Raw genomic sequence first — 23303 nt, forward strand, 5'->3', positions numbered from 1 at the left:
GTTATCATGGCGAACATTAGATGCGTCAATATCTGCAAGTCGTATGGCGGTCTCCGCGTCATCGAGAACCTGAACCTTGACATCAATGATCACGAATTCGTCGTGTTCCTAGGGCCGTCCGGCTGCGGCAAGTCGACCATGCTGCGCATGATTGCGGGCCTGGAGGAGATTTCCGACGGTACGGTCAGCATCGGCGACCGGGACGTGACACACCTGCCGCCGGGCGAGCGCGGCGTGGCGATGGTGTTCCAGTCCTATGCGCTCTATCCGCACATGTCCGTGCGCGATAACATTGCCTTCGGCCTTCGCCGGCAGAAGGTTCCCGAGGCGGAGATCGACCGACGGTTGGCCCAGGTCACGGCACTTCTCGGCCTTGAGCCCTATCTCGACCGCAAGCCCAAGAACCTTTCGGGTGGGCAGCAGCAGCGGGTAGCTATGGCGCGTGCGATGATCAAGACACCGAAGCTGTTCCTGTTCGATGAGCCGCTGTCCAATCTCGACGCCAAGCTGCGCGAGAAGCTCAGGACCGAGATCCGGCGGATACATCTCGACTTGAAGACGACGACGATCTTCGTGACCCATGACCAGCTCGAGGCCATGACGATCGCCGACCGGATCGTGCTGATGCGGGCCGGCGCGATCGAACAGCAGGGTACGCCGTCGGAGATCTTCGATCGGCCGGCAACGCGTTTCGTCGCCGATTTCATCGGTTCTCCGACGATGAACTTCCGCGACTTCGAGGTACGCCGGACGGGCGAGGCCGCCGAACTCGTCTCGGGTTCGATGCGGCTCAAGCTGCCGGCCGGTGATTTCGACGGACTGGACGACGGGCGGCTGGTGGAAGTCGGGTTAAGGCCATCCAAGATGGATATCGCCGGGGATGGCGACGCCAACGTGATCAGCGGAACGGTGATCTTGGTGGAAAACATGGGTAGCGACGGGCAGGTCATCGCCGATGTCGACGGACAGGAAATGTCCTTCGTTACCAAGGCTTTCCGGACGCTGCAGCCCGGCCAACCCGTCCGTTTCTCGATCGAGTCGGCGAGCATCCACGTGTTCTCGAAGGAGAACGGACGCTCGCTGCGCCGCGCCTGATGTGAAGGGAATGACGATGACACGCTACGACGAAAAGATTGCCCGCATCCGGGCCGGGCGCTACGGCAAGGGTGATTTCGTGATCGCCGACGCCAAGGATGCCGACATGTCCGGTGGTATCATGACTACTGGTCTGCGCCGAGATGATGACGGTGTGCCGGCCGGCAGCCGCACCCGGCTGGAATTCATCGCCGAGATCGAGACGCTGATCCGTCAGGATATTGTCGATATCATGCTGACCTCCGCCTCCAACATGGAGCTGCTGCGACAGCGTGGCGCCTTTGCCGGAAGCCCGGTCAAGCCGGCCATCCGAGCCAATGACGCGACCGATGTCTGGGGCGTAATCCGGGGTGGGCGCTATCGCGACACGCCTTCCAGGCCGTTCCGTTCGGTCGATCTTGCTCTCGCCCAGGCGGAACTTTGTCTCTATTCAATCACCTTCAACAATGACGCGGACGCCGATCTCGCAGCGCTTCGCGCCTTCGCGGACTTCCGGCGGGAGGCTCGCGCGGCCGGCAAGAAATACTTCCTCGAAGTGTTCAATCCCAATGCGCAGGCTGGCTTTTCCAGCGCCGAGACCGGTGCCTTCGTTAACGATTGCATCGTGCGCACGCTGGCTGGGCTGACAGCCGGCGAACGACCGGAGTTCCTGAAAGTCGCCTATAACGGTGCGCGCGCGATGGAAGAGCTTGCCACCTATGATCCGTCGATCGTTGTCGGGGTGCTAGGTGGAGGCTCGGGAACTCACCGTGATACCTTCGAGTTGGTTGCCCAAGCGGAGAAATATGGTGCGCGACTCGCGCTTTTCGGCCGCAAGATCAATTCGGCGGAGCACCAGCCCTCGATCATCTCTTGGTTGCGTCGAGTCGCCGATGGTGATGCCTCTTCAAGCGAGGCGGTGCGCGGCTATCATCGCGATCTCCAGGCGCTCGGTCTCAGGCCAGATAGGGCTCTTGACGACGATCTGGTTATCACTGAAGAGGTATTGAACGCGGCAATCGTCAATTGAAGACCGCAGGCAGGTAAACCAATGCAGCGACACCAGCATCCCTCGAACAAGATCATCGCCGAAGTCGCGTGGATGTATTATGTCCGAAACCTCAACCAAGGGGAGATCGCGGAGGCGCTTTCCCTCTCGCGGCCTACGGTGATAAGCTATTTGAAGCTTGCCAAGGAACGTAACATCGTGTGTATCCAGGTGGCGCCCGAGCACTACCGGATGAACCAGACCGCGGATGCGCTCAAGGAAAAATACGGGCTGAAAACCGTGCACGTGGTGCCATCCGACGGATTGAACGGCGAGACGCTGACGCGCGCCGTCTGCGAGGTCGCCGCCTATCATCTGCCGAATTTCCTCACCGAGGGCGATGTTCTCGGCGTTTCTTGGGGGCAGACGGTCCATTTCGTGTCGGAACTCGTGCCGAACTGGCCGATCGCCAACGTGACCGTGCGCCAGCTTCTGGGGTCTCTCGCCAATCCTTTGCTCAGTACATCGGAGAGCTGCAGCACCGAAATCGCCCGCCGGCTGGACGCGGAGTGCATCACCTTCAATGCGCCGGCGGTGGTGTCGAGCGTCGGGCTGGCTGCGGCATTGCGGGAAGAGCCGATCATTCGCGAGCAGCTCGAAGGCTTGCACAAGTGTAACAAGTCCTTGTTTTCCCTCAGCCCGTGCACCCCAGATACCCATGTCGTGCAGTTCAAGATCGCCACCGTCGACGAGGTCGAGGACTATCGGTTGCGCGGCGCCGTCGGCATCATCGCCGGACGTTTCATCGATGCGGACGGTCAAGCCGTGCTGGGCGAACTCGACGAGCGTCTGATAGGCGCCGATCATAGCCTTCTGCGGCACATGGAAGGTCTGCTGGTGGTCAGCGGCAGCTTCAAGCGCGATGCCACCCGGGCCGCACTTTGCGGCGGGTTCGCCGATCATCTTGTGACCGACATGGAGCTCGCCAAACTGCTGCTGGCCGAAGAAACGCCGTAACCCGTTTCCCGCTGGCCGCGTCGTAGGCCGCTATATCGGCGGCATACAACGTAGTTCCTGTTCCGTTCGGCATTAGATCATCGGTCGGTTAATCTGAACCGCCCGATGATCTAGGCCGTAAACCCATTAATGGGGTGTCAATCGGCGTTGTAATGGGGCTCTGACTCAATTTCGATGATATTTGGGATTCTGCTGACATGGTTTTCGTTGGAGGGTCAATGCCATGCGCTCCCAATTTCGTCTTTCCGGTCTGATCCCAGCCGAATTTTTGGTGGAAACAATTCGCGAGGATGCCACGGCAATCGCGATCTCCGCACGTGCTGCTTCGAGCTGTAGCTCATGCCCTCAATGTGGCACGGCGTCTTATCGTGTTCATAGCCGCTACGCGCGGGTGATTGGCGATTTACCGTGTTGCGGACGACGGATCGAATTGCATCTGACCGTTCGACGGTTCATTTGCGGGGATGGCAATTGCAGTCAAAAGATTTTCGCCGAGCGGTTCGGCGATGACGTGGTCCGACCGATGGCCCGCAGGACAGCGCGTCTGGACACCTTGGTTCGCCATCTCGCGCTTGCATTGGGCGGTCGACCGGCAGCCCGACTTGCGGATCGCCTCGGATTTCCGGTGAGCAATGATACGCTGTTGCGCACCGTTCGTGGCCTCCTTCGCCAACGGCGTCATCCGTGATAGGGCTGCGGTCCAAAATGCGATCACCTCAGAGTGGTCGAACGGTCAAACCGAAGGGCAGATTACCAAACTGAAACTTGTCAAACGGCAGATGTACGGACGGGGGAAAACTCGATCTACTCGAGGCGCGTGTCGTCGGAGCGCCCTGATGCCATCGAGATTGCGTCAGAGCCCTTATTCCAGGCCTAATCACATCCAGAGGCCTGGATACTCGATGACCGCGCCAAATTTGTCCGTGACGAGAGTTGCACGATAGTCATGCTGCTGCTCCCGCCACTGCAGATACCAGTCCCAGACGCCGGGGAAGATCAGCAGACCGAATGTCAGCTGGCTGAGCGGGACGCCACGGCCTTTGACATTGCCGGCAGGGGAGGCGCGTCGACGACACCGGATAGCAAGTCGGGATCCTCAAAAGATTCCGCAGCCGTATTGTTAATGTTCTCCGCCAGGGAATGCTCCCGGGGAGAAAGCGATCCGTCTCCATAGGTAACCCCTGGAAAGCGAATGGCATATTGTTCCAATCTTTCGAGGTGATCCTGTCGCGCGGAGAAGCCGCGCGGCCGCGATTTTTTCCGATGGAAGGCCGAGACTGGTTTCGCGGTCCCGTCCCGCCTCTCATTCCGCCGCGACGGCTAGCCGCACCAGAGCACCGTTGGTCAAAGCCAATTGCCCGAGGCCGTGGGGTCGCTTTCGATCAGCCAAGCCGCAGCAACTGATCCAGTAGGTGATCGGTCTTGATTTCCTCGCCGCTCAGCGCCATCGCGACCAATTCTGCCCCGATGACGGGTAATGCGAGTACCGCGTCAGGCTTTACCCGGCGCATCCGATCCATGTTGTGCGCATCATTGACTGCCAGCAAGGTGCGGACCTCCGGATTGACATCCTTGGCTGCAAGCGAGACGAACGCATTGTCGGAATCGCTGTCTTGCAGCGCAAGCACGGCACGCGCCTGGCTCACCCCGGCACTTTCGAGCACCTCGCTGTTGGTCGCGTCGCCGACGATCAGATCATCGGGCGGCTCGATACCGGCCTGTGGGGCCGTGGCCCATATCGCGGTTACCTGTGTTCCGCGCTTTTCCAGTGATTTAACCACGTTGCGGGCCAGTGCATTCTGGCCTGCGACGATAATATGATCGGTGCGTTTCATGTGCTTTTTCCTGGGTTGCAACAGGCTCATCATGCGTCTGTTGATCACCGGGCCGGCGATCGTCGTCAGTGAGGTGGCAAAAACCACCAGTCCGAGAACGATCAGTGACATGGTGAAAAGCCGCGCGTCGTCGGTGTGCGGGGTAATGTCGCCGTAACCGACCGTAGACATGGTGACGACGGTGAAATACAGCGCCGCGCCGAAATTGCCGATTGCTGGCGAGAATCCCTTGCCGAGAACGTAGCTGCCAAGCACGCCGTACCCCACGGTGAGGAGGATGCCCACGAGCGCGAACAGCGTTCCGATGGTAAGGCTGGCCCGGTGAAAACTCTGCCGCGTCAGCAAAAGCGAGATCAGCAGGAACACGCTATAAGCCACCAATGCGGTGTTGGGATCCGAGTGCAAGATAAGCTGCATGACGAGCGATGCCGCCGTCATCAGAAGCGTCAGCACCCAGGCCAGTCGCGATCGCCAGAGCAGCCCGATCGACAACAGCGTCAATAGCCCGCCGACCAATTCCTGCGAGACGCCGCGTATCGCCAGCGCCTTGAAGCCTACAGACAGGCCGCTGAGGTCGCTCACTGGAACGGGCAGAACGGATATCATGCTCTGTAGCGATCCGAACGCCGGCAACAATTGCAGTAACCCGCCAATACCGATGGCAAGTGCCAACGGAACATGGGGAAACCACCATCCCATGTGGATTGAGCGCCAGTGTTTCCCCCTGGCCATTCCAACCCAGAACGGACGATTGCTCTGCTTCATGCAGAAAACTCCATTCTCACATATTCAATTCATGAATCTTGAGTTCCCCCAGCCGCTGGTAGGCTGATGCACCTCGTGGGCCGCTCATCCAGCTTCATAGCAAAGCGTTCAAAAACAGTCACGCAGCCAGTTTGAGGCACACTTGCCCCCCGACGCATGTGCGAGAGACTTCGCGCGTTAGCGGCCGTAAGAGCTGTTGTCAGAACGAAAGCGCCAGCTTAGCCTGTCGTCACAAAAAGACAAAATACCAAGGAGTTAGATTGATATGACCATCCGGCTGTCAAAGTCCTTTATGGTGCTTGCCATTGCTTTTTTCGCGTCGCTCGTGGCGTTCGGCAATATCACCGATTACGGATCCAATTTCGCTTTTGTTCACCACGTCTTTCTGATGGACACGATTTTTCCGGACTCATCGATCAAGTATCGCGCAATTGAATCCGAAGCGCTCCATCATGCGGGATACATCTTCATTATTGCGCTGGAGACGCTCACCGCGCTCCTTTGCTGGGTGGGCGGGTTTAAGTTGCTCGGTGCCAGTGGTGGCTCCGCGAAAGAGTTTAACGCCCGAAAGAAATGGGCGATAGTCGGCCTGACCATAGGTTTTTTGACCTGGCAGGTAGGCTTCATGTCGATTGGCGGCGAATGGTTCGGCATGTGGATGTCCGAACAATGGAACGGCGTGCCAAGCGCCTTCCGTTTTTTCATCACGATCATTGCCGTTTTGATTTATCTTGTTCTTCCCGATGCGGATGATGCCGTTTAGACGTGATCGTTTCGGCTCTGAGGAAACTCGCTCTCGACCATCTCGAACGAGAGCGAGCCCCATAACCATCCAAAGCTACCGACAAGATGAGACAGGTCCATGAAGGCTCTCTTCCAGCTGGGAAGTCGTGCTAGCATAAGATGAAGAGACAACCAGATTTCGTTGTTTTAGCGATGGCTGAGAGGGAATGCTTTGAGAAAATACCTGGTAATGCTCACAACGCTCGCACTTGTCGGCTGTACGTCTGACACTACCATCGACTCATCCGGCAACTTCAAAACAGCGAAGGTGGACCTGGATACAGCTTTGATCGAAACGTACCAGCAATGCGTGAACGCAATGACAATTGGCGTCTATAGTACTGCCGATATCGCTAAAACAGGGCTGAAAAACACAGGTAGAAATAGGTACTCCCTCACAGTACCAATTGACGCAAGTGGAAGTGCCTTAGCAAGCTATGTCAAACTGAATATCTACTTCATGTCAATCTTCGGAAAAAGGCCCATCCGGACCTGCACCGTTACCGCTCCTGAAGGCCGAAAATACCTAGAGGAATTCGACGCTAGCTTTAGACGTTTTGCAAAAGTCAACGGCTATGGAATCACGAAGACCGGATCGACATACTCTTTCTCTACGAAAGGCAAAGAATTCACGGTCTACTTTGAGGAAAGCAAATCTGCTATGGTCCGATCTTTGAGAGTCAGATTTTTTTCACTGGACTGATGCGGTCGATTGGCCGAAGAGAGAAATGTTGGCGACGGCTGATGTCCGATCGTCACCTTCCCTTCAAACCTAAATCAGTCCATCGGACAGCCAGCCACCGAATCCGGTTCCGGCCACGGCTGCGTCGAGGATATATCCCCGGCCGATCTGCTTGATATTCTTGCCGTGCTGCCATACGGCGCTCCGGATTCGCTCCGCTTCCCTGATCGCACTGGTGCGCGCTCGCTTGACCTTGCCCTCACCGGAAAATTCCCGAATGGCGGACACGGACGACGATGCTCTTCATGCATTCGGTGTGATTTAGAACGATGTCCTGCCACTGCTCAAAGGTGAGCCATGGAAATCGTCGGAGAAGGCGATAGAGCAACTTCGAGCGAAGAAATTCCCAAAGCTTCTGCAGTAACCAACAGTTAGCATAAAACGTAAGCGACAAGCTGGCCCCATCTGGCCGAGTGGTTTGGCGTTGGGATAACAGTATCGGACATATTGAACTGCAGTGAGCTTCTATGTCTGCGCCTGGTCCTGAAACTAGAACTTTCCATATGATTGAAGCTGTCGCCGGCCGCTTCGAGGGTGCGCCTCGGCAGCTACGTCGACGCTGGTCTGATGATTTTAAGGCCCGAGCGGTGGCGGAGGCGCTCGAGCCAGGAGCGAATGTTTCGGCAATCTCTCGTCGACTGGACATCCATCCATCCCAGCTCTTTGGCTGGCGTCGTGCAGTCCTGAATGCCCAGGCGGGTCTGACGGAACCGGCACGTCGTGAAGCTGCAGTGACAGAAGCCAGCGACACATTGATCGAAGTTGTCATCGGTGAGGCGATCATACGTGCTCGGGCAGATGTCAGCGAAGCGCACTTGCGTCGGGTTATCCGTGCGGTGCGTTCGGCATGATCCCCGCGGGTGTGAAGGTCTTCCTTGCCAGCCATCCCGTCGACTTCCGCAAGGGACCGGACGGTTTGCTGTCTCTGGTGCGGGATGCCGGCAGCGATCCATTCAACGGCGCGCTGTATGTCTTCCGGGCCAAACGCGCGGACAGGATCAAGATTGTCTGGTGGGACGGGTCCGGCGTGTGCCTTTATGCCAAGCGGCTGGAGAAAGCGCAGTTCTGCTGGCCCCGCATCGGCCATAACCGGATTCATCTCAACCACGCCCAGCTTCTGGCTCTCATTGATGGCATGGACTGGAAGCGGGTTCGATCTCGGCCAGTCAAGCCGCCGGAGATCGTTGGCTAGAGCAATTCCAGGTGAAGTGGACACCGGGTTACCGTCCGGGAATGCGCCGAAACAAAAGGCCCTGCGGCGAAGTGAATCACCAGCCTGAAAAGGCAGGAAAAACGGCGAGAAGTATGCTCTGGTAGCTCCATGACACCGCCCGCCTTCCAGCTTCCTGATGACATTGAATCGCTGAAAGCGTTTGCGCTTTCCATGGCGGAGAAGGCGGCGCGCGCCGACGCTCTGGAAGTCGAGGTTGCCAATCTCAAGGCGCAAACCGCCGATGCCGATGAGCGCATTGGGCGGCTGATGCAGATCCTGAAAGCGTTCGATCGTGCCCGCTTCGGCCGGCGATCGGAAAAGCTGGGCCTGCACGCCGCCGACAACGAACAGCAGGCTTTCGTCTTCGAGGAAATCGAGACCGGCATTGCTGCAATCAAGGCCGGGCTCAAGAAGAGCCACGAGCGTGCTGATGGCAAGCGTCCGCCGCGGCCGCGCAAAGGCTTCGCCCCGCATCTGGAACGGGTCGAAGTGGTGATCGAGCCGGAAGAGCTGCCGGAGCATGCCGGCAGGCAAAAGGTGCTGATCGGGGAGGATGTCAGCGAGCGGCTGGATGTTGTGCCGGCGAAGTTCCGCGTCATCGTCACCCGCCGGCCGAAATATGCCTTCAGAAATGAAGATGGTGTTGTTCAGGCGCCGGCGCCGGCACACATCATCGAGAGCGGCATTCCGACAGAGGCGCTTCTGGCGCAGATTGCCGTCTCAAAATATGCCGATGGCCTGCCGCTCTATCGACAGGAGGCGATCTACGCCCGCGACAAGGTCGAACTCGACCGCAGGCTGATGGCGCAATGGATGGGCAAGCTCGGCTTCGAGCTGGAAATCCTCGCCGATTACATCCTTGTCGAGATAAAGAAGGCCGAACGGGTCTTCGCCGACGAAACGACGTTGCCGACGCTTGCTCCAGGTTCGGGAGCAACGAAAACAGCATGGCTGTGGGCCTATGCCAGGGATGATCGTCCGTTCGGCGGCAGCGGCCCGCCGATGGTCGCCTACCGCTTCGAGGACAGTCGATCCGGCGAATGCGTTGCCCGCCACCTGAATGGCTATCACGGCATTTTGCAGGTCGACGGTTATGCCGCCTACAACAAGCTCGCGAGATCTGACGGTGGCAATGATGGCGTCACATTGGCTGGTTGCTGGTCACACAGTCGGCGCAAGTTCTATGAACTACATGTCGGGAAAAGCTCCGAGGTAGCAACGGCGACGGTCGAACGGATGGCAAAGCTCTGGCAGGTCGAGGAGGCCGCTCGAGGTCAAAGTCCCGACGCCCGCGTCGCGGTGCGTCAGCAAACCTCCGCCGTAATTGTCTCTGAACTCTTCGATCTCTGGCACAAGACCCTGCCACGGATATCCGGAAAATCGAAGCTCGCCGAGGCGATCCGCTATGCGACCACGCGCCGCGCCATCTTTGAGCGCTTCCTGAGCGATGGCCGCATCGAGCTCGACTCCAACATCGTTGAACGGGCAATCCGGCCGCAGGCCATAACGCGGAAGAACGCACTTTTTGCAGGCAGCGACGGCGGCGGAAGAAGCTGGGCAACGATCGCTACGCTGCTGCAGACGGCAAAAATGAACAATGTCGATCCGAATGCCTGGCTTACCCAGACCCTCGAGCGCATCGCCAACGGTTGGCCGAGCAGTGAAATCGACGCGCTTATGCCGTGGAATTACCACGCCTGAACGGCCTCGGCTTGCCGCTTACCATAAAACATTGAAATAGTTATGCTGAGTGCCGTCATCGTGTCGCTTGATAAGCGGGTCTCTGGTTCATATACCTTCAAGACCTGTGGGTAGGCACTGTTCCGCCACCCGCTCACGAGAGTGTTCCAGTACAGATGCAGCGGCCGCCTTGGAAACGAGGTCGTTCATTCCCCGTGTGGTGCCTTGGGCGACCATCTCTGTCTACACGGCCGTGGTATCGTCATATCGGAGATAGCCGATCAGGGGCGATATGGTTTCGATCGTCAATGATCGGCGGCTGATGAGAATGCAGCTTTTGGCTGTATCGGGGTTGACTGCCTCGGCTTCGGAACCGATAGTTGCAATGTAAGAGAAATGCGACGTCGGGGGACGGGGATGGTTGTCGGGGTGCCGTTGAGGTCTGCGCCGGAAAGGCGTGAGGCGGCGCGCGCGGGTCTCCGGTTCTCTCTGCTCGGGCCGGGCGCGGATATCCGGCCTGTGGTGGCGCTGGCGCGAGAGGCGCATGCGGAAAGCCGGTTTTCCTACATTCCCTTCAGTCCCGCAAAGGTTGAGGCGATCATCGCGCGCATTGTCGCGCGGCCGGCGCAATCGGCCTGTATTCTCGCCACGCGCGGCGGCGATGTCGTCGGCATGCTGTGGTGCTCCGTCGGCGAGTATCACATCGGCAGCGACGTGCTTTTGACCACCATCCACAACCTCAACGTCGCAAAGCCCCTGCGCGCCACGCTTGCCGGCGGCCGGGTGACGCTCGGCCTTTTGAAGCGCGCCGAGGCCTGGTCGCGCGCCAAGGGCGCCCGCGAGATGCTTTTTCATGTGACGTCCGGCGTGGAGACGGAGCGGACGGAGAGGATGATGCGGAAGTTGGGGTATGAGGGGATCGGCGGGAATTATGTCAGATTTCGCTTTTCTAGTTTTTAGGTATGTTTAACGAGGCATATATAATGATTTCTTATAAAAAAATATATATATCATTCTGTAAATCTGTCGACAAGAATATTATAGAAATATCAATTTTTCCAATTTTCCTGATATTGAGATTTATATTAATAAGAATGGATCCAGCGGATCAATATTATTATGGAATAAATTTTATTCTTATATTCTATATAATATATTTGATTTTTATTTTATCGAAATCTTTTTTTGAGGAATTTAATTCAAATTGAAGCTATAAATATTCATCAGCTATAGTAAGCAAGAGAGGTTGGGGTTATGGATCCGAGGGCGACACGCAGTACATCAATAAATTCGCATTATCATAGATATGATTTTGGCAAGTACGATAATGCAATCGAGAACAGTATGCCGGCTGCATTCTCTATCGGCGGCGCCATTTTTGAGGGTTCAAGTCATAAGGCAATAGCTGGTGCTGGGAAGGTTTTTGGTCTGGTAGGGGGCGCGGGCGCTGACTCCCTTATCCGGGCGAGTGATGTGGAAGGGTTTACTGTTGCCGATGGCGTAGCAGTTGGTCTGTCGACGACGGGCGGATACGTCGTTGGAAGTTTGGCTTCTGCGGCAGCTATAGGTTCCGTTCCCGGTGCCTTAGTTGCTATTCCGGTTTCGTATATGATAGCGGACACCGTTGATACATACGCTTCTAATATCGGCGCATCGACTGTTACAGTTTCTTCTGCCCGTTTGCTTGGAGAGACCGGGCGAACTGAGTTGGGTTATGAAACAAATGCCCTTGACGCGATTGCTGAGAGCAATCTTTTGCACGGTATTTTTAGCCCGCAATGCTTCCCATCAAATACGCCGATCCTGCTAGCTTCTGGCGAAACGCGAGCGATTTGCGATCTTCGCCCCGGCGACGCTGTTCTTGCGTTTGACGGTTCCGCTGATCTGGGTCGGGGTGGGCTGGTGCCGAAGCGGGTTGTACGGCTTTACCGGAACGAGACGACGGAATGGGTTCGGCTTTCGTGGGGTGAGGACGACGCGGCGCGCGAGCTTGTCGTGACGCCGGGGCACCGTTTTCTGACCGAGCGGGGCACATTCGAAAAGATCGGCGATATGGTGGCCGAAGGCCGGGCGACGGTGGTGCTGGAAGACGGCGCGCTGACCACGGTTTCGGCCGAGCGGATCGTGTTTTCGGCTAAGACCGCCGGTCTTTTCGAACGGGCCCGGACATTTGGCGCGGCAAGCGGGAATGCTGCGCTCGCGCCCGTCGAGGGCGATGCCTGGCAGACCTATAATTTCGAGGTGGAGGACCTGCACACCTACATCGCCGGCGGGGTGAGGGTGCATAATCAGTCCGAGTGGTGGACGCACGAGCTCACCAACGGCTTGATTGACGTCGATATCGCTGCGCGTCTTGCACGGGGCCAATCTCTCAATCACGCTGTCAGCATGATTCTTGGATCAGCGGGCGTCGAGGACATTGGCAATAGTAAGGTTGCCTTCACGTCCAGCGGTCGGGGCTTCTCCATCGATAGGGTCGCTTACGACCAATATATACAGAGTCATGGTGGCGAGGACGGTATCACTCTTGCCGAACGCGGCATGGCGGCCGCGCTTATCGCAGCTGCAAATGGAGCTTCAACATCGCAGGCGCTGGCGCTCTTTCACGGTGAAACCGGTTCCAGATTTCAGGATGACCTTGCGCTTGAGCAACGTGTGTGGCGGGAAGCCAAAGCGTTGCAGGAGGCGTTTGCGCCTGAGGTCGAGTATATTCATCGAGTCGTACTGTCGCCTAACAAGGTCCAGACTGCCCCTAATGTGATCACAACCTACGATCAGAATGGTAGTTATTACCAGTCGAACAGTTCAACCGGCTGGTCTGCCCATACGAGCGCCAACGGCATCACGACCGTCTGGGACGAGAATGGCAACCAGATGGCTTATCACGGCAGCGATCCGTATGATGCCGTGACCGGACAGAAGGGTTCGGGCAAAACCGTGATGGACTATATCGGCGGCAACGACCGTTCCGATGATCGCGACAGTGCGGACAGTGGCGGCGGCTCCGGAAAACCGGTCCTGCTTGATCTTGACGGCGATGGCATAGAGATATCCGAGCTTGGTCGATCGGACTTTTTTCTGGATGCGGATGATGACGGGTTTGAAAACCGGATGGCGTGGGCCGGGGCCGGCGACGGGGTTCTGTTCTATGACCCGGACGATCTGAATGCGATCGTCGAGACGCGGCAGTTCATCTTCACCGAGTGGGACCCTGCTGCGGCCGACGACATGGAGGCGCTGCGTTCGGTATTCGACACCAATGGCGACGGCGTGCTGGATGCCGCCGACGCGGCGTTTTCCGCTTTCAAGGTGATGGTCACGAATGCCGACGGCTCGACCGTGGTGAAGACGCTTTCCGAGCTCGGGATCGTGTCGATCGGCCTGACGGCGAATGCGGCGCGTTATATCTTTGACGACGGCTCCTCGGTGATCGGAGAGAGCGTGTTCACCCGTGCCGACGGTTCCACGGGCGCGGCGGCGAATGCCGTGCTTGCGGCGGAGGCGGAGGGCTACCGGATCGACAAGATGGAGACCACGGATGGGGCCGGCGCGCGCCATGTGGTTTCGACCGGCTATGACCGGGACGGCAACAAGGCGTTCGTGATCGATGCGGTGACATCGGCGGACGGGCTGAGCGAGACGACGCGGTTCGATGATGACGGCGACGGCGTCGTCGATTGGATCCAGACGATTGAAACTGTTATCGCGCCCGATGGCGGCACGGTGACGACGCGCATCGACCGCAGCGGCTCCGACCTTGCGAGCGCCACCGTCGACAGCCGCAAGGTGACGACGACGAGCGCCAATGGCGCGGTGGTGACGATCGAGCGCGACAGCACCGGCGGCGGCTGGTTCGACAGCCGCGAGGTGCGCACCCGCCATGCCGATGGCAGCCTGACGACGGAAAAGACCATGCTTTCGGAAGACGGCAGCGTGATCACGGGTACGACCGAGACGGTTTCAGCCGACGGCCAGACCCGCAGCACCGGTGTCGATCTTGACGGCGACGGGCTTGCCGACACGACCACGGTCTATGAGATCGCCGAGGCGGCGGACGGCAGCCGGAGCGAGACGACGGAGGTGTTCAACCGGGATGGCAGCCTGCGTTCGTCCCAGGCCAAGACGGTCAGCGCGGAAGGCCGCGACCGGGTGAGCGAGAGCGACGTCGATGGCGACGGGGTTTTCGATACCCGCACAAGCGTCAGCGTGGCTGATGGGGCGAGCGGCGGGACGGTTACGACAAAAACGGTGACCAATCAGGACGGCTCGCTGCGTTCCTCCGAAACATCCACGCTTTCGGCCGACGGCAAGACCCGGGAGACGAAACGCGACAGCGATGGCGACGGCGATTTCGATGTCACCGAGACAGATGTGACGGTGACGCTTGCCGATGGCGCGCGCCAGCAGACCGTGACGACACTGAACGACGACGGTTCGATCGCCGCGATGACGCGCGAGACGCTCGGCGCCGACATGGTGACCTATGAGATGCGCGCGGACCTCGACCGCGACGGCGTGCTCGATGATGGCGAGGTTATGCATCTGGTCACGGTCGATGCTGTGACGGGCGAGCGGAGCGAAACCGTCTGGACGCGGGCCGATGACGGCAGCGTGGTGTCGCGCACCGTGGCCGTGACCAGTGCGGACGGGCTTTCCAGCACGCGCAGCACCGATGCCGACGGCGACGGCGATACCGATACTGAAGTCACGCAGGTGACGGTGATCGGCGCGGACGGTTCGGCGACGACGACCCTTGAGACGTTCAACGGCGACGGTTCGCTGCGGTCCGGCGAGGTCCGCACGGCATCCGCCGATGGTCTCAGCCTGCATGTGGAAACCGATATCGACGGTGACGGCATCGCGGATGCGATCACCGATGATGTGACCGAGACCGATGCGGAGGGCGTGACGACCATCGAAAGTGCGTCCTATGCCGGCGATGGAGTTACCTTGACCGCGTTCACGCGGACGGTGAAGAGCGCGGACAGGCTTGCGGTGACGGTGAGCGCCGACGAAAACGGCGACGGCGCCATCGACCGGGTCACCGCCAGCGTGACCGATACCGCCGGCGCGGTGACAGTGACCGAGACCGGCTATTACGCAGACGGCACGGTCGCCGGTGTGATCCGCAGCGAGACCAGCGCCAACGGGCTTGAAACCGTTGTGCGTAAAGATGACGATGGCGATGGTATTGCCGAAAGCGTGCGGACGGATACGACGGGCTATCTGGTGGACGGCAGCACGGTCACCGAGACCCGGATCGAAAACACGGACGGATCGCTGCGGTCGGTGAGCCGCAAAACAGTCGGCGATGACAAGCTGGTTGTCACGACCGAGACCGACAGCGATGGCGACGGCGTATTCGAGAGAACGCAGACTGCGACTACGACGCTCAATGCGGATGGCGGCCGAACGACTGTGACCGAGACGGTTGCCGAAGACGGGACGCTGCTTTCCGCTATCGAGGAAACAGTCAGCGATGACGGTCTCTCGACGACGAGCCGGCAGGACCAAGACGGCGACGGCAGTTTCGATCTTGCTGAAACCCGCGTGACGGTTCTGCAGGACGATGGCGGCACGATAACCACGACAGAGCTGAGCGATGGCGACGGCGTTCTGCGTTCGCGACAGGTCGAGACCGTCTCAGGTGACGGACGCGCAAGCAGCGTGACGCGGGATGTCGATGGCAACGGCACGATCGATCGCATCGATACCACGACCACCGCCGCGGATGGCACGGTCACCACGGCGACGGACTATCTGAAGGACGATGGGGTCTATGCGCGCGAGACGCGCGTGAAGGATGCAGCCGGGCTGACGGTCACGACAGCCGCGGATCGCGACGGCGATGGCGACGACGATATCATCCGGGTTTCCGAAACGGTTCTCAATGCCGATGGCTTGCGAACGCTTGTCGAAGATGCCCGCGCGCGCAATGGCGCAGTCTCGGCCAGAACCGAAACCACGAAGAGCGGCGACGGCTTGCGTTCGACGGAAAGGCGCGATCTGGACGGCGACGGGGTGTTCGACCGCAGTCGGGAGACGGTGAAGACGGTTTCCGCAAATGGCGTGACCTCGGTGACGACGCTGCTGAGCGCGGCGGGCGGGGCGCTTCTGGCCGCCGAGGCGCAGACGGCCAGCGCCGACGGGCGGCTGGTCACGGTGACGCGCGATGTCGATGGCGATGGAGCGACGGACAGCGAGGCGATCACTGCCATCGGCGATATCGGCGCGACCACGACGACCACGACATGGTTCGATGATGCCGGCGACATCGCTGCCACGCGGACGGAGACGGTCAGCGGCGACGGGCTTGAACGCAGCGTGCTTTTCGATCGCGATGGCGACGGCGTTGCCGACCTCAGGCGCCACGCGAGCGCCGGTGTTGCCGCGGACGGGACGGTCAGCGAGACGGATGCCTGGTATGACGGGACGGAGGCGCTTCTGGCGCAAAGGCAGGTCGTATCAGACGCCAACGGGCTCGACAGCGCCGTCTACTTCGATCTCGACGGTGACGATGTCTTCGAATTCGTGACGGAATCCGACACCGTGTTTGAAAGCGACGGAACGGTCGTGGAAAGCACCGAGACCCGGGACGATCTGGGCGGGCTCTTGTCCGCCGTCACGACCACGACGACGGGTGACGGGCTTGTCGGCGTGAGTGAGACCGATCTCGATGGGGACGGGGTGGTCGACCTCGTCAGCGAAAGAGCTGACCATGCCGGCGGCGGCTCCACCGTTTCCAGCCGGGCCTATGATGACGGGCAACTGGTCTGGTCGAAAACCGTGACCACCAGCGCCGACGGGCGCAGCGTGACAAGTCTGCTTGATCTCGATGGTGATGGTGCGGGGGACCGACGGATGTCCTCGCTCATCGATGCCGACCAGTCGACCACGTCGGTGTGGGAGGATCTGGAGACGGCAGGCAATGCCGCAGTTGTGATCCGGCAGGACAGCGATGCAGGCGGGATGCAAACCGGGACCACATTCGATCTTGATGGTGACGGCGCGGCCGATCTGAGCCGGACCGAGACGATCGCTTACGACGACGCCGGCAATGAAGTGACGACCCTCTCGGAATATGCCGGCGGACGTCTGGTCCACCGGGAGCTGCGCACGGTCGCGCAGAACGGCCTGACGAGCGCGACGGAGGTCGACGCGGACGGGGATGGCGTGACCGATATCACCAAGACGGTGTCGACAACCTATCTCGATGACGGCCGGATCGAATCGCTGTCGGAAACACATTATGCCGATGGCCAGTTGAAGACCGCTTACCGCAAGATCGTCAGCGCCGATGGTCTGACGGAAACCGAAACCTTCGATTATGACGGCGATGGCGGTATCGACAAGGAACGGGTGAGCGTCACGCAAGACGACGGGCGGACGGGCGTCACGGAAAAGACCTTCGATGGCGAAGGCGTGGTGACCGAGACCTTCGTCACCACGACAAGCGCCGACGGATTGCAGCAGACCATTCTGCGCGGCGATGTCACGCAGACGATCCACTGGTCTCCGCTGGAAAACGGCTCCTATCGCTGGAACAACGGGATTACGGCCGACGGCGATGACACACACCGGGCCAGCGAACACACGGTCGACGCTGCAGGCATTGAGCGCTGGGTGCTGACCGAGACATGGTACGAGGACGGCGCCGTCCGGACAGAAATCCATGAGATACAGCTGAACGAAGCTGCCCGTACCCGTCTGCTGACCGATGCTGCGCGCCTTTACGACACGATTCTCGACCGCGATGCAGACTTCGCCGAACGTGAAGAACTGGTGCGCTACGTCGCCGGCGGCGCGCTGGATGAAAGCGCCCTGGCGGAAGCGCTGATGGCATCGGAGGAGTTCACCCTTCGCTACGGCGAATTGTCGGATGCCGGCTTCGTGACGCAGCTCTATCTCAATGCCTATGGTCGCGCGCCCGGGCTTTCGGCTTTGAGCGCAGTGCTTTCGACGCTGGCTTCGGGAGGCCTCACCCGTGCCGCCTTCGCAGCTGAACTGGCGCAGTCCTCCGAGCATATCTTTGCCGGCAACGGACACGCGCTCACCAACAACTACGACACGATCATGAACGCGGCGGTGTTTGAGCGCAGCCTCGATGAAGTGCATGTCCGCGAGACGCTGGAAAAGCTGACGGACGTCATCTTCGACCGCGATCCCTCGGTGCGCGAAAAGGTGCTTCTGACCGAGCAGTTGATGTATGGCCGCGATACGCTCGCCGATATCGCAGAATGGCTGATCGACGGCGGATCGGGCGCAACCTCCGCGCTTGCCGGGCTTTCGACCGCGGAGTTCATCCGCCAGGCTTTCCGCAATGCGCTCGGCCGCGAAGCGAGCCAGGCCGAGACCGACACCTGGACCCAGCATATCGATGCCGGCACCATCTCCGCAGCCCAGTTCGTTGCCTCGCTCGCACTCAGTACCGAACACGAAACCACCGGAAACACCCCGGAAAACCCGCCCGCATACGCCGCATACCAGATCGAGGGGACGGCCGGAAACGATACCCTCAACGGAACCGAAAACGATGACGAAATCGCAGGTTATGATGGTGATGACACCATCGACGCCAGAAGCGGCGATGATTTTGTCGCCGGCGGCGCGGGTAACGATGTTCTCAATGGCGGCGTTGGCAGCGACCGCCTTTACGGTGGGGATGGCAATGATGTGCTGCTTGCCGGCGGTGAAACCCCGGACACTGTCAACGATGACTATCTTGATGGCGGCGCCGGCAATGACGACCTTCAGGGCGGTGGCGGCAATGACACGCTGATCGGTGGCGCCGGAGACGACACTTTTGACGGCGGATCAGGCGATGACACTTACATTTTCGACAGAGGGTTCGGCAGGGACTACATCTATGATCCTTCCGGTGGATACGACGCCTTGTATTTTGGCGACTCCATATCCGCTGCAGATCTGGTTGTGACCTTGTCGGGCAATGACCTCCTGATCGGATTGCGGGACGAGAACAACCCGGGCAAGAGTATTTCCGAACTCGATGATGTCATTACGATTGGCAACTGGAAATTCGAAAATAGCCGGATTGAGTTCCTGCGTTTTGCCGACGAGTCGGTTTTCTACATCGGCCAGCCGTCCGATGTGACCTCTGTCGCCTCGGTTGACCATCTCAACAGCATTCTGTGGGGCAGTTCGCATGGTGATCTTCTTTTGGGCAACGAGCTAGATAATTATTTCGTAGCCTATGAGGGCGATGACCTCATAACCGGCGGCGGTGGTAACGATGTGCTCAATGGAGGTGTTGGCAGCGACCGCCTTTATGGTGGAGATGGCAATGACGTCCTGCTTGCCGGCGGTGAAACCCCGGACACTGTCAACGATGACTATCTCGACGGGGGCGCCGGCAATGACGACCTTCAGGGCGGCGGCGGCAATGACACGTTGATCGGTGGCACCGGGAACGACACTTTTGACGGCGGGTCGGGCGATGACACTTACATTTTCGAGAGAGGGTTCGGCAGGGACTACATCTATGATCCTTCCGGTGGATACGACGCCTTGTATTTTGGCGACTCCATATCCGCTGCAGATCTGGTTGTGACCTTGTCGGGCAATGACCTCCTGATCGGATTGCGGGACAAGAACGACCCGGGCAGGAGTATTTCGGAACTCGATGATGTCATTACGATTGGCAACTGGAAATTCGAAAACAGCCGGATTGAGTTCCTGCGTTTTGCCGACGAGACGGTTTTCTACATCGGCCAGCCGTCAGATGTGACCACTGTCGCCTCGGTTGATCACCTCAACAGCATTCTGTGGGGCAGTTCGCATGGTGATCTTCTTTTGGGCAACGAGCTCGATAATTATTTCGTAGCCTATGAGGGCGATGACCTCATAACCGGCGGCGGTGGTAACGATGTGCTCAATGGAGGTGTTGGTAGCGACCGCCTTTATGGTGGAGATGGCAATGACGTCCTGCTTGCCGGCGGTGAAACCCCGGACACTGTCAACGATGACTATCTCGACGGTGGCACCGGCAATGACGACCTTCAGGGTGGCGGCGGCAATGACACGTTGATCGGTGGCGCCGGGAACGATACGCTTGATGGCGGGCATGGTGAGGACCTGCTTTATGGCGGTGACGGGAATGATGTGCTTCGGGGTGGGGGTGACCACGTTTTCCACGATGTCACCACGTCAACTACCATCGCGTCGGAGTGGTGGAGCCATCACTTCCGCAGTGTTGGCGATGTCAACGGGGATGGGCGTGATGATGTTATCGCGCTTTCCGGAAATGATGGCTATCGCGTCCTGCGCTCCTCGTTCGGCAACGGCAACGGCACATTTTCCGATGCGGGCTGGACGGATCAGGGGCCGATCGGTGGCTGGTGGGCCGGCCGTCAGAGATTTGTCGGCGACGTTAACGGGGACGGAAAAGACGATCTCGTGGCCATCACGGCGGATGGCGCGCAGCGCGTCGAGGTCTGGTACGGCAACAGCGGCGGAACATTTTCGTCCCCCACTGTGAGCTACAACGAACTCGCCAACCAGTGGTGGAGCGCCAAGGAGAAGTTCCTCGGCGATGTCGACGGCGATGGTCACGCCGATATCGTCGCGCTTTCCGGCGACCAGTACGGAAACCAGTACACAAATGTGTGGAAGGGAAGGGCCGACGGGACGTTTGGCGCCAATGTCCAAACACGGGTGGTTGCACTTACTCCCTATCATTCGAGACAGTTTCTTGATGATGTTAACGGCGACGGCCGAGCCGACCTTATCGGCTTCAGTCAGGATGGCGCGGCGAATATTCACGTGCTCCTTGGTCAGGCGAACGGAACATTCTCGAATGCCATATATACGCACGATGAACTTGCTTCCGGCTCATTAAGTTCGGTGGAAAAATATGTCGGGGATGTCAACGGAGACGGGCGAGCGGATATCGTCGCGCTCGGAACGGGAAACCAGACAGCCGTGATTTACGCTGGCACGGCCGACGGACATTTCACCTATTCTCATAGCATCTCGACGCAACTGGCCAGTTCCTCCTGGTACGGCAAGTTCAAGGAACTGGCGGATGTGGACGGCGATGGCAAGGACGATTTGATCGGCTTTTCCGAACTGGACAATGACCACGCTCATATTCTGGCCACGTCGCTTGGTGGGGGCAGCAATGACTATCTTGAAGGCGGCGCCGGCAATGATGATCTTCAGGGTGGCGGCGGCAATGACACGCTGATCGGTGGTGCCGGGGACGACACGCTTGACGGCGGGTCTGAAAACGACACTTACGTTTTCGACAGGGGATTCGGCAGGGATTACATCCATGATCATGCTGGGGAGGACGACGTCCTTTATTTTAGCGACTCCATATTCGCATCAGATCTGATCATTACCCTGTCGGGCAACGATCTCCTTATCGGGCTCTGGAAAACAGGTTCTGCCAGCGAAGGTTTTGAGGGTCTCATAACTGTAAAAGACTGGTTGATTGCGAACAAACGGATCGAACATCTTTATTTTGAGGTAGACGACTCGCGTTTCGAAATACGTCAGCCGTCGGATTTGTATCGGGCTATGGATTCATTCGGGAATTCCAGAGCGAGTATCATTCCGGGGTCTGCTGGCAACGATCACCTTATTGGGACGGCGGAACCGAACGCGATCTTTGGCGAAACTGGCGATGACCGTCTTGAGGGCGACAGCGGGAATGACTTCCTTGATGGTGGGGAGGGTTTCGACCAACTCTTTGGTGGAGATGGCGACGATGAACTTCGTGCCGGCGATACCGGTATTGCCGCAGGTCGGTTTGCCCATCAGCGCTGGGCGGACCATCAGGGCGGCTATTTAGACGAGATGAAGTGGCTTTCCGGCGATTTCAACGGCGATGGCAAAGACGACTTCATGAAGGTTTGGAACGATGGCGGTCAGATTATGGCCGATGTGCACGTCTCGAATGGATCCGGCTTCAGTCTTCAGCGCTGGGCGGACTACCAGGGCAGCTATTTAGACGAGATGAAGTGGCTTTCCGGTGACTTCAACGGTGATGGCAAAGACGACTTCATGAAGGTTTGGAACGATGGCGGCCAGATGATGGCCGATGTGCACGTCTCGAATGGATCCGGCTTCAGTCTTCAGCGCTGGGCGGACTACCAGGGCGGCTATTTAGACGAGATGAAGTGGCTTTCCGGTGACTTCAACGGTGATGGCAAAGACGACATCATGAAGGTTTGGAACGATGGCGGCCAGATAATGGCCGATGTGCACGTCTCGAATGGATCCGGCTTCAGTCTTCAGCGCTGGGCGGACTACCAGGGCGGCTATTTAGACGAGATGAAGTGGCTTTCCGGCGATTTCAACGGCGATGGCAAAGACGACATCATGAAGGTTTGGAACGATGGCGGCCAGATGATGGCCGATGTGCACGTCTCGAATGGATCCGGCTTCAGTCTTCAGCGCTGGGCCGACCACCAGGGCGGCTATTTAGACGAGATGAAGTGGCTTTCCGGCGATTTCAACGGCGATGGCAAAGACGACATCATGAAGGTTTGGAACGATGGCGGCCAGATGATGGCCGATGTCCATGTGTCGAATGGTTCAGGCTTCAGTCTTCAGCGCTGGGCGAACTGGCAGGGTGGCTATTCCGACGAGATGAGCTGGCGCAAAGGCGACTTCAATGGAGATGGCCGTGCGGACATCATGAAGGTCTGGGGCGATTTCGACCAGTCCACACAGGTTGTCGCGGCGAACATTGATGTGCATGTCAGCCAGAATATCGTCAACGAGCTTTTCGGTGAGGCAGGAAATGACACGCTCTTGGGAGGTGTGAACGCGGACCAACTCGATGGCGGGACAGGCAATGACCGTCTTGAAGGCGGTGATGGCAACGATCACCTCACCGGAGGCGATGGCGATGACGAGCTTTATGGTGGGGCCGGCAATGACCGTCTTGAGGGCGGGTCCGGCGATGATGTTTTCGTGTTCACGGGAATGTTTGGTAAGGATTCAGTCGTCCAATTCAGTGTTGCCGAAGACCGTCTCGATCTCCGCGGAGTGGCCGCGATTTCCGACTGGGCGGACCTGCTCGCTCATCACTACTACGAGGTGAACAGCAATGCGGTCATCGACGATGGTGCTGGCAACACGATCACATTCGAGGGCCTTAATATGAACGCTCTGAATGAGAGTGATTTCATCTTTGCGTAACTGCGACGGCGGGGGCAGTCATGAGTGTTTTGCGTATTT

General features: G+C 58.7%; 13 protein-coding genes and 2 pseudogenes. 12 read left to right on the plus strand and 3 right to left on the minus strand.

The genetic code is table 11. The features are described from left to right. Window positions 1-6: 6 nt before the first annotated feature. From Mame_RS22610 to Mame_RS27725, 5 genes and pseudogenes are all read left to right on the plus strand, one after another. Window positions 7-1095, plus strand: a complete 1089-nt coding sequence (locus tag Mame_RS22610) for an ABC transporter ATP-binding protein (RefSeq protein WP_018067738.1) — start codon at window positions 7-9, stop codon at window positions 1093-1095. 16 nt (window positions 1096-1111) lie between these two features. After that, on the plus strand, window positions 1112-2104 hold the full coding sequence (locus tag Mame_RS22615) for a hypothetical protein (RefSeq protein WP_026173979.1): 993 nt from the start codon (window positions 1112-1114) through the stop codon (window positions 2102-2104). 21 nt (window positions 2105-2125) lie between these two features. Next, window positions 2126-3079, plus strand: coding sequence for a sugar-binding transcriptional regulator (locus tag Mame_RS22620; RefSeq protein ID WP_018067740.1), 954 nt, complete (start codon window positions 2126-2128; stop codon window positions 3077-3079). 223 nt (window positions 3080-3302) lie between these two features. Continuing rightward, window positions 3303-3767 (plus strand): transposase family protein, encoded by a 465-nt coding sequence (locus tag Mame_RS27720; protein WP_079921027.1) that lies wholly within the window; start codon window positions 3303-3305, stop codon window positions 3765-3767. Then, window positions 3736-3916, plus strand: a pseudogene (locus Mame_RS27725) (transposase); the annotation flags it as partial. The gene Mame_RS27720 and the pseudogene Mame_RS27725, both read left to right, overlap by 32 nt. 103 nt (window positions 3917-4019) lie before the next feature. Here Mame_RS27725 and Mame_RS27400 read toward each other — a convergent pair. Together Mame_RS27400 and Mame_RS22635 are read right to left on the minus strand one after the other, a co-directional pair. After that, window positions 4020-4285, minus strand: a pseudogene (locus Mame_RS27400) (hypothetical protein); the annotation flags it as partial. A 176-nt stretch (window positions 4286-4461) separates the two neighbouring features. After that, complete coding sequence (locus tag Mame_RS22635) at window positions 4462-5679, minus strand: NAD-binding protein (RefSeq protein WP_155122262.1); 1218 nt, start codon at window positions 5677-5679, stop codon at window positions 4462-4464. A 265-nt stretch (window positions 5680-5944) separates the two neighbouring features. On the opposite strand from Mame_RS22635, the gene Mame_RS22640 reads away from it, so the two are divergent. Continuing rightward, window positions 5945-6442: a DUF2165 family protein gene (locus Mame_RS22640; protein ID WP_026173980.1), complete on the plus strand. Its 498-nt coding sequence runs from the start codon at window positions 5945-5947 to the stop codon at window positions 6440-6442. A 210-nt stretch (window positions 6443-6652) separates the two neighbouring features. Continuing rightward, window positions 6653-7165, plus strand: coding sequence for a hypothetical protein (locus Mame_RS22645; protein ID WP_018067746.1), 513 nt, complete (start codon window positions 6653-6655; stop codon window positions 7163-7165). Window positions 7166-7234: 69 nt separating this feature from the next. Here Mame_RS22645 and Mame_RS22650 read toward each other — a convergent pair whose 3' ends face one another. Further along, the gene (locus Mame_RS22650; protein ID WP_018067747.1) at window positions 7235-7432 is read right to left on the minus strand and encodes a hypothetical protein; all 198 of its coding nucleotides are present in this window, start codon (window positions 7430-7432) and stop codon (window positions 7235-7237) included. Window positions 7433-7707: 275 nt separating this feature from the next. Between Mame_RS22650 and Mame_RS22655 the strand changes: the two genes are divergently transcribed. The 5 genes from Mame_RS22655 to Mame_RS27165 all read left to right on the plus strand — a co-directional run bounded on the left by Mame_RS22655 (window position 7708) and on the right by Mame_RS27165 (window position 23264). Continuing rightward, window positions 7708-8055: a transposase gene (locus tag Mame_RS22655; protein WP_236953503.1), complete on the plus strand. Its 348-nt coding sequence runs from the start codon at window positions 7708-7710 to the stop codon at window positions 8053-8055. After that, complete coding sequence (gene tnpB / locus Mame_RS22660) at window positions 8052-8396, plus strand: IS66 family insertion sequence element accessory protein TnpB (RefSeq protein ID WP_079920786.1); 345 nt, start codon at window positions 8052-8054, stop codon at window positions 8394-8396. Before Mame_RS22655 ends, tnpB begins: the two co-directional genes overlap by 4 nt. Before the next feature lie 129 nt (window positions 8397-8525). After that, window positions 8526-10118, plus strand: coding sequence for an IS66 family transposase (gene tnpC / locus Mame_RS22665; protein ID WP_079920784.1), 1593 nt, complete (start codon window positions 8526-8528; stop codon window positions 10116-10118). A gap of 396 nt (window positions 10119-10514) precedes the next feature. After that, window positions 10515-11057: a hypothetical protein gene (locus Mame_RS22675; RefSeq protein ID WP_155122263.1), complete on the plus strand. Its 543-nt coding sequence runs from the start codon at window positions 10515-10517 to the stop codon at window positions 11055-11057. A gap of 384 nt (window positions 11058-11441) precedes the next feature. Continuing rightward, complete coding sequence (locus Mame_RS27165; protein WP_210190849.1) at window positions 11442-23264, plus strand: FG-GAP-like repeat-containing protein; 11823 nt, start codon at window positions 11442-11444, stop codon at window positions 23262-23264. Window positions 23265-23303: the final 39 nt, after the last annotated feature.

This window comes from Martelella mediterranea DSM 17316, assembly GCF_002043005.1.
Lineage (GTDB): Bacteria > Pseudomonadota > Alphaproteobacteria > Rhizobiales > Rhizobiaceae > Martelella > Martelella mediterranea.